The 10,612-nt window shown below is 66.9% G+C and carries 11 protein-coding genes and 3 tRNA genes; all 14 read right to left on the bottom strand.

The genetic code is table 11. From position 1 onward, the window contains the following. Window positions 1-665: 665 nt before the first annotated feature. A tRNA-Lys gene (locus ACS5PK_RS00595) sits at window positions 666-741 on the bottom strand. A gap of 39 nt (window positions 742-780) precedes the next feature. Further along, a tRNA-Lys gene (locus ACS5PK_RS00590) sits at window positions 781-856 on the bottom strand. A 21-nt stretch (window positions 857-877) separates the two neighbouring features. Next, a tRNA-Lys gene (locus ACS5PK_RS00585) sits at window positions 878-953 on the bottom strand. 81 nt (window positions 954-1,034) lie between these two features. After that, window positions 1,035-1,850 (bottom strand): tRNA threonylcarbamoyladenosine dehydratase, encoded by an 816-nt coding sequence (locus tag ACS5PK_RS00580; protein ID WP_439438687.1) that lies wholly within the window; start codon window positions 1,848-1,850, stop codon window positions 1,035-1,037. A gap of 87 nt (window positions 1,851-1,937) precedes the next feature. Then, the gene (gene ybgF / locus ACS5PK_RS00575; RefSeq protein WP_439438341.1) at window positions 1,938-2,726 is read right to left on the bottom strand and encodes a tol-pal system protein YbgF; all 789 of its coding nucleotides are present in this window, start codon (window positions 2,724-2,726) and stop codon (window positions 1,938-1,940) included. Between the two features lies 1 nt (window position 2,727). Beyond that, window positions 2,728-3,255: a peptidoglycan-associated lipoprotein Pal gene (gene pal, locus ACS5PK_RS00570; RefSeq protein ID WP_439438340.1), complete on the bottom strand. Its 528-nt coding sequence runs from the start codon at window positions 3,253-3,255 to the stop codon at window positions 2,728-2,730. A gap of 201 nt (window positions 3,256-3,456) precedes the next feature. Then, complete coding sequence (gene tolB / locus ACS5PK_RS00565) at window positions 3,457-4,773, bottom strand: Tol-Pal system beta propeller repeat protein TolB (protein WP_439438339.1); 1,317 nt, start codon at window positions 4,771-4,773, stop codon at window positions 3,457-3,459. Window positions 4,774-4,881: 108 nt separating this feature from the next. Next, window positions 4,882-6,363, bottom strand: a complete 1,482-nt coding sequence (gene rng, locus ACS5PK_RS00560) for a ribonuclease G (RefSeq protein ID WP_439438338.1) — start codon at window positions 6,361-6,363, stop codon at window positions 4,882-4,884. 128 nt (window positions 6,364-6,491) lie between these two features. Next, window positions 6,492-7,094 (bottom strand): Maf family protein, encoded by a 603-nt coding sequence (locus ACS5PK_RS00555; protein ID WP_439438337.1) that lies wholly within the window; start codon window positions 7,092-7,094, stop codon window positions 6,492-6,494. A gap of 7 nt (window positions 7,095-7,101) precedes the next feature. Next, window positions 7,102-7,569: a 23S rRNA (pseudouridine(1915)-N(3))-methyltransferase RlmH gene (gene rlmH, locus ACS5PK_RS00550; protein ID WP_439438336.1), complete on the bottom strand. Its 468-nt coding sequence runs from the start codon at window positions 7,567-7,569 to the stop codon at window positions 7,102-7,104. 3 nt (window positions 7,570-7,572) lie between these two features. Then, window positions 7,573-8,373, bottom strand: a complete 801-nt coding sequence (gene rsfS / locus ACS5PK_RS00545) for a ribosome silencing factor (protein ID WP_439438335.1) — start codon at window positions 8,371-8,373, stop codon at window positions 7,573-7,575. After that, entirely contained in the window at window positions 8,374-9,003 is a 630-nt protein-coding gene (gene nadD / locus ACS5PK_RS00540) for a nicotinate (nicotinamide) nucleotide adenylyltransferase (RefSeq protein ID WP_439438334.1), read from the bottom strand. After that, on the bottom strand, window positions 9,000-9,935 hold the full coding sequence (hemF, locus tag ACS5PK_RS00535) for an oxygen-dependent coproporphyrinogen oxidase (RefSeq protein WP_439438333.1): 936 nt from the start codon (window positions 9,933-9,935) through the stop codon (window positions 9,000-9,002). The genes nadD and hemF overlap by 4 nt, the downstream gene beginning before the upstream one ends. Then, window positions 9,932-10,612: a 1-acyl-sn-glycerol-3-phosphate acyltransferase gene (locus ACS5PK_RS00530; RefSeq protein WP_439438332.1), complete on the bottom strand. Its 681-nt coding sequence runs from the start codon at window positions 10,610-10,612 to the stop codon at window positions 9,932-9,934. Before ACS5PK_RS00530 ends, hemF begins: the two co-directional genes overlap by 4 nt.

The following is a 10,612-nucleotide window of genomic DNA, read 5'->3' as shown; positions in this document are numbered from 1 at the left end:
CAGGATCTCTCCTCAAAGACTTTTATTCGGTGATTCAGTTCGGATCGCACAAGCGCAAACGCCCACACATGAGGTGCGGGCGAGGACGGTTCAGGCCATGCGCTTGTGCGCGCCCCAGCCCGGAATTGCGGCGGGGCCATGCGTTGGGCAATGCGCTGGGAGTGGCGTCAGGCCGACGCTAGCTGCTTCTTGCTGAATGCAGCCTGGCGGCTCTTGCCTTGGTTTGATGCTGGCACCCCGTCCCCGCGCCAGCCATCGTTTTGGATGGTCTTGTTCGTAGCATGCGTTCATCCTACCGCCGTTTCGACAGGCCTTGCCCCGCCACCACGAGGGGGGGGGTTGACAGCTGGATTGAGCAGACGCAAGGAAGGCAGGCCGACTGCCCCGGAACAGTCAGGCTGAACATCCCGTAGAACAGACCGGATGACCAAGGAACGGCGTGCTCACCGCAGGGGATGGCGGCTCGCACGCACATCGCCCAGCCGTGCACACCGACCTCGATTCCATTCACCAGGAATCATGAGACATCCAGGCAACGCGGCTGTCGCAGCAAGGCCGCGAGCGCAGCTCAAACTGCGCAAAAGGTCAGCAAGAGGTCCGCATGAAGCGATGGCCGAGCCCAAACGCAAACAGGGACTCGTCTTGCGACGAGTCCCTGTCTGTTTTGGTGGGCCCTGTAGGATTCGAACCTACGACCAACGGATTAAGAGTCCGCTGCTCTACCAACTGAGCTAAGAGCCCAATCCCTTATCGCCTTCGATCACGCCTACCAAGAAAACTTGGTGGGCCCTGTAGGATTCGAACCTACGACCAACGGATTAAGAGTCCGCTGCTCTACCAACTGAGCTAAGAGCCCGTGATCGAAAACGACCGAAACTGGTGGGTTGTGCAGGATTCGAACCTGCGACCAACGGATTAAAAGTCCGCTGCTCTACCGACTGAGCTAACAACCCGAGCCTTCTTGAGCTACGGCTGTCTTGGCAGTCAGCTGCTTTGAGCTTTTTGCTTTGACTGCTGTACTCATCAGCAGAGCCTCAGATTATAGAAGCAGGTTTCCCTTCTTCGCAAGAGGTTTGCAAAAATTCTTTCACCAACTCTGCTGCAGCCGCCATGCCAAAGGCAGCCGTGACCATGACGCTGGAGCCGTAGCCCGCGCAATTGAGGCTGCCATCGACCTGCCCGTCTACCGCGCAGGCAGCCTCCGGCCGCTGCACGGCCTCGCGCGAGAACACGCAGCGCACGCCCATCTTGCCCTGGCGCGCCAGGCCATGCTCCTTACGCAGGCGCTGGCGCAGGCTGGCCAGCAGCGGGTCGTGCGTGGTGAGGGCCAGGTCTTGCACCTCCAGCAGGTGCGAGGCCCGCTTGCCACCGGCAGCACCCACGGTGACGAAGCAATGCTCCGTCTGCCGCGCCCAGGCAGCCAGCGCGGCCTTGGCACGGACCTGGTCGCAGGCGTCGATCAGGCCATCGATGGTCCGCCCCTGCAGCAGTGCCGGCCAGTTGCCAGGCTCCACGAACTCCTCGACGCCATGGACTTGGCAGTCGGGATGAATGTCCTGGATGCGCTCGCGCAGCGCGTCGATCTTGGCCATGCCTAGCGTGCTGCCCAGGGCTTGGATCTGGCGATTGATATTGGACTCGGCCACCTGGTCCAGGTCGATCAGCACCAGCTCGGCCACGCCGCTGCGCGCCAGGGCCTCGACCGCCCAGGAGCCCACGCCGCCCACGCCCACCACGGCGAAGCGGGCACCGCGCAGGCGCTGGTAGTCGCGCTCGCCGTAGAGGCGGCGCAGGCCGCCGAAGCGGCGTTCGCTGTCATGGTCAAAGGCGCTAGGGACAGGCGGGGTCATGTCGCTCATGGTGGCACATCGGAAAGGCAAAACCCCGCCGGCTGAGGACCCGGGCGGGGTTTGGCGTGGCGAGGGGCAGGTCTTGCCTTACTTGAGGGCCTTCAGCCGCTCCTTGGCGGCCTGCGCGGCTTCGGTGCCAGGATAGGCCTTGACCAGGTCTTCCAGGCTGCGCTTGGCGGACTTCAGGTCCTTGAGCTCGATCTGGCAGTTGGCCAGGGCCAACAGGGCCTCAGCCGCACGCGGGTGCTCAGGATTGGCCACGATCAGCGCCTTGAAGCTGGCGATGGCGTCCTTGTAGTCGCGCTTGCCGTACTGGGCATTGCCCAGCCAGAAGCGGGCGGAGTCGGCATAGCCGCTGGCGGGATAGCGCTTCAGGAAGGCGTTGAAGCCGGCGACGGCCTCGGCGAAATCGCCCTTGCGCACGGCGCCGATGGCGGCCTCGTACTGGCGGCGCTCCTCGGGCTCGACGTTGAATTCCTTGCCGTCCAGGCTGACCTTCTGGGGTTCCAGGGGTTTGAGACGGGAGTCCAGGCTCTGGGCCTGATCGCTGACGCGACGCTGGGTCTCGGCCAGGTCTCGTGCCAGCTGCTCGTTCTGCCCGCGCAGCTTCGCAATCTCGGCGCGCAGGGCTTCAATCTGGGCGCTGAGGTCCAGCAGGCTGCGGCTCTGCGCCGACTGCTGGTCCTGCGCCTGTGTGGCCAGTTGCTCCAGGCGGGCACGCTGGGCGTCCTCCACCTGCTGCAGCTTGGCCCGCAGATCCAGGATGGCCTTGCGGGCCTCGTCATCCTCGAACAGGCCGGCACGGGCCGGTTGGCTCAGGGCCAGGGTCATGCAGACCAGGGCCAGGGCACTCAGACGGGGTCGCAAGGCCGGCATCTCACTTGTCCTTCAGTTCGACGCGACGGTTCTTGGCCCAGGCCTCTTCGTTGTGGCCTTCGGCAGCGGGACGCTCCTTGCCGAAGCTCACCGGTTCGACCTGTGCGCCGCCTGCGCCCAGCAGGCTCATGGACTGGGCCACGGCCTCGGCACGCTTCTGGCCCAGGGCCAGGTTGTATTCGCGACCGCCGCGCTCGTCAGCGTGGCCTTCCAGGCTCAGGCGGACCTTGGCGTTGTTCTTCAGGCGCTTGGCGTGGGCTTCGATCAGGGGGGTGTAGTCGCTCTTGACGACGAAGCTGTCGAAGTCGAAGTAGACGGTGCGGCCCTTCTGGTTGGCTGCTGCCAGCAGCTCGGCGTCCAGGTCAACGGTCTTGACCGGGGTGACGGGCGGCGGCGTGTCCTGCTTGGCGACCACGGGCGGTGCCGGCTTGTCTTCCACCTTGGCCGGCTCTTCCAGCTTGGTCGACGAGCAGGCGGCCAGACCGGCAGCCACGAGCACCAGCAGTGCCAACTTTTGCATTTGCATCATTTCTCTCCTTGGATCCTCAATTGTCCGTACGTTGGGTCCGAATGCAGTTGGGCCCAGGTTTGGTCCGACAGCATGCGGCAGGCCGACTCACCCGGCTCGGCCGATATTCTGACTCAAGTTCACCATGACTTCGGGCACCGCCCCTTTTCAGATGGGACCAAATGCTGCTGGCGGGGCATGAATGGCGGTTTTTCAGACGCCTCAGCGGCCGAAGGGCCCCCAGGTGGGCTCACGCACATCGGCGGTGGTCGCCACCAGCTTGGCCTTGATGCGGCCATCCAGCGTGGTGGTCATGAGCACGTCCCGGCCGCCATCGCGGGTGGCGTAGACGATCAGCTTGCCGTTGGGCGCAAAGCTGGGGCTTTCGTCATTGCTGGACTCGGTGATCTTCTGCGACTGCCCCGTCACCAGGTCCATCACGCACAGACGGAAGGTGGAGCCGCCCTCGCGGGTGATGAAGGCCATGGTCTTGCCATCCGGGCTGATGGCGGGGCTGATGTTGTAGCTGCCACTGAATGTGACGCGCTCGGCCTCGCCGCCGTTGGCGGGCATGCGGTAGATCTGCGGCGCACCACCGCGGTCGCTGACGAAGTAGATCTGCGCGCCGTCGGGGCTGTAGACCGGCTCGGTATCGATGGCGCGGGTCTGGCTGAGGCGCCTGGGATCGCCGCCATTGCGGCTGATGGTGAAGAGCTGCGAGCCCCCGGCCAGGGACAGGGTGAGGGCCAGTCGTTGCCCATCGGGCGAGAAGGCCGGAGCACTGTTGGAGCCGCGGAAGTCCGCCAGCACGCGGCGGCGGCCGGTGGAGAGGTCCTGCAGCCAGACCACGGCCTTGCGGGTCTCGAAGGACACGTAGGCGATCTCCCGACCTTCCGGCGACCAGCTGGGCGAAATGATGGGCTCAGGACTGTTAAGCGCGATCTGCCCGCCCTCGCCGTCCGCGTCGGTGATGCGCAGTTGGTAGCGCGGGCCTGTCTTGGTGACGTAGGCCATGCGGGTGGCGAAGACGCCGCGCTCGCCGGTGAGCTTCTGGTAGATGCTGTCTGCTATGCGGTGGGCGGCCAGGCGCACGTCATCGGGATGCACGGCCTGGGCCTCACCGCCCTGGTCCTGGCCACGGACCACGTCCCAGAGCTTGTAGCGCACGTCCAGTCGGCCATCGGCCAGGCGGGCCACGGAGCCGGCGGCCAGGGCATCGGCCTGCTTGCCGCGCCATTCGTTGAAACTGGGGCTGATGGTCTCGGACAGGCCGCCCGGCGCGGCGATCATGCGGAACTGGCCGCTGCGCTCCAGGTCGGCGCGCACGATGCCGGCCACGGACTGGCCGGCCATGGCCTCGTCACGGAAGTCGGCAATGGCGATGGGCAGCTGGGTGCCACCCACGCCCGAGATCTCGACGCGGAACTGCGCCAGGGCCGGGAGGCTGAAGGTGCCGGCGGCAGCGGCCGCGGAAGACACCAGCAAGCTGCGGCGCAGGGGATTGCTCAGGGGCTGGGCAGGCGAGGGAGTGCGGTTCATCGGCAGGTCGTCAGTCAGGATCAGGACATGCCGCCCACGCGGGGCGCCACGAAGTGGCCCGCCAGGCGGCCCGCTGATTGTGCCGCAGGCCGCCGCCCCTGCCGGTGATCACAGCAACACGATGTCGTAGTGCTCGGTCTGGTTGGTGGGCTCGGCCGTCAGGGAGATGGGCTTGCCGATGAAATCGGAGAGGCCGGCCAGGTGCTGGCTTTCTTCGTCCAACAGCATCTCCACCACATTGGCCGCAGCCACCACGCGGAACTCTTTGGGCGAGAACTGCCGCGCCTCGCGCAGGATCTCGCGCATGATGTCGTAGCAGACCGAGCGCGCCGTCTTCACCTGGCCCCGGCCCTCGCAGGTCGGGCAAGGTTCGCAGAGCATGCGGGCCAGGGACTCGCGGGTGCGCTTGCGGGTCATCTCCACCAGGCCCAGCTGCGTGAATCCGCCCACCGTGACCTTGGTGCGGTCCTTGGCCAGCTGCTTGCGGAACTCCGACAGCACCGAAGTACGGTGCTCCTCTCGGGTCATGTCGATGAAGTCCACGATGATGATGCCACCCAGGTTGCGCAGCCGCAGCTGGCGCGCGATGGCGCCGGCCGCTTCAAGATTGGTCTTGAAGATGGTGTCGTCAAAATTGCGTGCCCCGACGAAGCCGCCGGTATTGACGTCGATGGTGGTCATCGCCTCGGTCTGGTCGATGATCAGGTAGCCACCGGACTTCAGGTCCACGCGACGCGCCAGCGCGCGGTCGATCTCGCCGTCAATGTTGTAGAGGTCGAAGATGGGCCGCTCGCCGCGGTAGTGCTCAAGCTTGGCCACGGCGGCAGGCATGTAGGTCTCGCCGAAGCCGTGCAGCACTTCGTACTGCATGCGGGAGTCGATGCGGATGGAGCCGGTGCGTTCGCTCACCAGGTCTCGCAGCACGCGCTCGACCAGACTCAGGTCCTGGTGCAGCAGAGTGCCGGGCGGCGAGCGGAAGCTGCGCTCGCGGATGGTCGCCCAGGTCTTGCGCAGGTAGGCGATGTCGGATGCCAGCTCCTCGTCGCTGGCATCCTCGGCATTGGTGCGCAGAATGAAGCCGCCGCCGCCGCCCTCCTCCGCCTTGCCCACCAGGGTCTGCATGCGCTGGCGCAACTGCTCGCGGGCCTCGGGGGAACCGATCTTCTGCGAGATGCCGATGTGCTCGTCCTGCGGCAGATGCACCAGCATGCGGCCGGCGATGGAGATCTGCGTGGACAGCCGCGCCCCCTTGGTGCCGATGGGGTCCTTGATTACCTGCACCGTCAGGGCCTGCCCCTCGAAGACCAGGCGCTCAATGGGCGTGGGCGTGCCATTTTCGGCATGGTGGCCCCGACCGGTATGCCCGGCGATATGGAGGTCAGCCACATGCAGAAAGGCGGCGCGCTCCAGGCCAATGTCGATGAAGGCGGACTGCATGCCCGGCAGCACACGCGCCACGCGGCCCGAGTAGACGTTGCCGACCAGGCCGCGCTCCAGAGTGCGCTCGACGTGCAACTCCTGCACCGCCCCGTTCTCGACCACGGCGACCCGGGTCTCCTGGGGGGACCAGTTGATGAGGATGTCTTCCATTTCTTGTGCTCCAGCGCTCGCGCCAACGGTGAAACCCACCGTTGGCGCCAGCGTTCGAGGTGGCGGCCCATCGCCCCGGGCGCAAGACCTGACCCTCATCATGCCAGGCCTCAGAGGCCCCGGCCGCGTCAGACCTTGAAACCGAAGTCCGCGAGGAGCTGGGCCGTCTCGTACAGAGGCAGTCCCATGATGCCTGAATAGCTGCCGCTGATGTGGGAAATCCAGGCGGCGGCCTGGCTCTGGATGGCATAGGCGCCTGCCTTGCCCATGGGCTCGCCGCTGTCGGCATAGCGGCGCAATGCTTCGTCGTCGACCACGGCGAAGCGCACCGTCGACACATTCAGGCGCAGCAGGCGTCGCACGCCCTCGCCCAGCGCCACGGCCGTCAGCACCCGGTGCTCCTGGCCGCTGAGCAGGCGCAGGGTGGCCAGGGCATCGGCCGCGTCGGCAGGTTTGCCCAAGATGCGTGAGCCCAGGGCCACCGTGGTGTCCGAGCACAGCACCGGCGCCATGGGCAGGCCGCGGCGCTGCAGGCGCTCCAGGGCGGCGTCCAGCTTGGCCAGGGTCACACGCTGGACGTAGGCGTCCGGGCTCTCACCCTCGCGTTCGGCTTCGAGTGCCTCGGCGTCCTCGTCGGCGCCGGGCAGCAGCAGCTCGTGCCGCACGCCGATCTGCTCCAGCAACTGCCGGCGGCGAGGGCTCTGCGAGGCCAGGTAGATGAATCCAGCCATGCCGGCCTTACTCGCGGTGATAAGGATGGCCCTCCATCACGGACCAGGCCCGGTACAGGGCCTCGGCCAGCAGCACGCGCACGAAGGCATGCGGCAGCGTGAGATCGGAGAGGCGCAGCATCTCATCGGCTTTCGCCTTGAGATCGGGATGCAGGCCGTCCGGCCCGCCAATGAAGATGGCCACGTCGCGGCCATCGCCCTTCCAGCGCTCCAGGCGTTCGGCCAGCTGCTTGGTGGTGATGCGGTCACCGCGCTCATCAAGCACCACGCGCCGCACGCTCTTGGGCAGGGCCGCCTCCAGACGCTGCCCTTCGGCGGCCATCAGCTGCTCGGTGCTCTTGCCACCCCGGGGCTCAGCCTTGACGGCCTTGAGCTCCAGGCGCAGCTCCGGCGGGAAACGCTTGGCGAAATCCTCGTAGGCTGCGTCCGCCCAGCCGGGCTGGCGCTGGCCCACGGCCATCAGCAGGAGGCGCATGCCTTACTTGGCAGCCTTCTTGGCAGCCGGCCTCTTGGCCGCTGGCTTGGCCGCTGGCTTGGCAGCGGACTTGGCTGCTGTCTTGGCCGGGGCACGCTTGGCGGCCGGCTTGGCAGCGGTCTTCACCGCGGCCTTCTTGGCGGCCGGCTTCTTGACGCCGACCTTGACCGTCACCGCCTCCTTGGTGCGCGGGCTCACCTCAGTGCTGCTACCGCGCTTGGCCGGGGCCTTGCCTGCAGCGGACTTGGTGGCAGCGGACTTGGTGCCGGTGGTCTTGGTGGCGGCCTTCTTTGTGGCCGTCGACTTGGTGGCAGCCTTCTTGGCGGCCGGCTTCTTCACCGCGGCCTTCATGCCGGCGGTCTCTTCGCTGACGGCCTTGGCGGCGGGCTTCCTGGCGGGCTTCTTCGCAGGCTTTTCCTCGCTGGCGTCTTCCGAGGCCTTCACCAGCTTGGTCTCGCCGCTGGCCACCTTGAGCTTGACGGGCTTGTCGCCCCAGATCTCCTCGAGGTGGTAGTACTCGCGGATGGCGGGCTGCATCACGTGCACGACGGCGGCGCCGCAGTCCACGATGATCCACTCGCCGTTGTCCTCACCCTCGGTGCGCATCACCTGCATGCCGCGCCCCTTGACGGTCTCACGAACGCTGGACGCCAGGGCCTTGGTCTGACGGTTGCTGGTGCCAGAGGCGATGATCACGCGCTCGAACAGGGGCGAGAGGTGCTCCGTGTTGAACACGACGATGTCTTGCGCCTTGACGTCTTCCAAACCATCGACGATGGCTCGCTGCAGTTTACGAATGTCCATTCAGTGCTCGCTGTAAAGACGGTGCTGGGCAATATAGCGCGCAACCCCGTCGCCCACCATGGGCGTGATGTCCTCGCCACGCAAGCAGCGCTCGCGCAGGAGGGTGGAGGAAATCTCCAGGGCCGGCATGTCCAGCCGGACCACACGGTGAGCCACCGCCGCCACCTCGGGCGCCGCGCTCACCGCCTGACCCGCCCGGGCCGCGACGGCCAGGGTGAGTCGTTCCAACAACTCCTGCCAGCGATGCCAGCTGGCGAGGCCCGCGTACTGGTCCTGGCCGATGACCAGGAACCACTCGCGCCGCTCCGGAAAGCGCGACTGCAGCGCCTCCACGGTATCGATCATGTAGCTGGGCCCGGGGCGGTCCAGCTCGGTGGGGTCGACCACACAACGCGGCTCCCCCGCCACCAGGGCCTGCACCATGGCCAGACGGTGCCCAGGCGCCGCCAGTTGCCGCCCTGCCTTCTGCCAGGGCTGGCCCGCGGGCAGCCAGCGCAGTTCGGCCAGGCCCAACTGCCGCAGGGCGGTGCGCGCCAGGCTCAGGTGTGCCAGATGCGGCGGGTCGAAGGAGCCTCCGAACAGCCCCACGGGGCCGGCCAGGCCGGTGCCCGTGGCGACTTCTGGGCTCACAGCCATAGATGCGTGGCTTTCTCGCCGGCCCAGTCGCGGGGCCGCAGGAAGTCGGTGTAAAGGCGCGCCTCGGGCGTGCCCTCTTCCGGATGCCAGTCATAGCGCCACTTCACCAGGGGCGGCATGGACATCAGGATGGACTCGGTACGTCCACCCGACTGCAGGCCGAAAAGCGTGCCCCGGTCGAAGACCAGGTTGAACTCCACGTAACGGCCGCGGCGGTAGGCCTGGAAGTCGCGCTCGCGTTCGCCATAGGCCAGGCCCTGACGGCGCTCGACGATGGGCGCGTAGGCCGGCAGGAAGGCATCACCCACAGACTGCATGAGGCCGAAGGCCGCATCGAAGCCGCCTTCGGCGTAGTCGTCGAAGAAGATGCCGCCAATGCCGCGCGGCTCGTTGCGATGCTTCAGGAAGAAATAGTCGTCGCACCACTGCTTGAAGCGTGGGTAGTGCTGCAGGCCATGCGGCTCCAGCGCGGCCTGGCAGGTGCGGTGGAAGTGCTGGGCGTCGCGCTCGAAGCCGTAGTAGGGCGTCAGGTCCATGCCCCCGCCGAACCAGACCACCGGCTCGGCGCCCGCCGGCAGGGCCGCGAACATGCGCACGTTCATGTGCACGGTGGGCACGAAAGGATTGTGCGGATGCAGGACCAGGGACACGCCCATGGCCTCGAAGGGGGCGCCGGCCAGCTCTGGGCGGTGCTGGGTGGCGGACGGGGGCAAGACCCGACCCCGCACATGCGAGAAGTTGCAGCCACCGCGCTCGAAGAGGCCGCCGTTCTCGATCAGACGGGTCAGACCATCGCCCTCCAGCCGGCCGCCGGGCTCGCGCTGCCAGCCGTCGCTGATGAAGGGCTGGCCGTCGAGTTGCTCCAGCCCGCTGACGATGCGCTGCTGCAGACCCAGCAGGTAGTCGCGCACCAGCTGTGTGTTCATCGCTTGGAACCTTTCAGGGTCACCGGGCTGGCCAGTTCCGGCCGCCTGCCCTTCACGGGGGCCAGGTATTGCGCGAAGTGGGCGAAGTCCCGCTCGGGCTGGCCGCACAACTGCACGAAATGACTGAGATTGACCACCTTGCGTTCGAAGTCGAAGTAGGCCAGCCCCACCGGAATACCAGCCTGCACCGCCACATGGTAGGCGCCAGAGCGCCAGCCGTCGGTCCGTGAGCGCGTACCCTCGGGCGCCAGGGCAAGCCAGAAGGACTGCTGGCGCTGCCTGGCCGCGCTGACCTGCGCGACAGTGTCCGCCACCACGCCATGGGCACTGGAGCGCTCGACGGCAATGCCACCGATCCAGCGCACCCAGGTGCCGAACAGGGGCAGCTTGAACAGCGAATCCTTGCCCCAGAACTTCAGCTCCAGGCCCAGCCCCCACTTGGCCAGGACGCCGATGACGAAGTCCCAGTTGGAGGTGTGGGGGTAGACCATGATCACTCCCTGCAGGGCGGGCAGGCCGCTGAACTCCAGTCGCCAGCCGAAGAGGCGCAAGAGCCCGCGCGCCAGGCGGCTGCCCGGGGGACGCAGGCGCTTGCCGCCCTCGATGACACGGGGCATGCCGGGCTGACCGTCGACGGCGCTGGGCACGCAGGCGGACACGGGTATGGAACTGCTCAT

Origin of the sequence: Roseateles sp. DB2, assembly GCF_051857535.1 — a bacterium.
Lineage (GTDB): Bacteria > Pseudomonadota > Gammaproteobacteria > Burkholderiales > Burkholderiaceae_C > Roseateles_B.
This window is presented reverse-complemented; position numbering and strand designations above follow the sequence as displayed.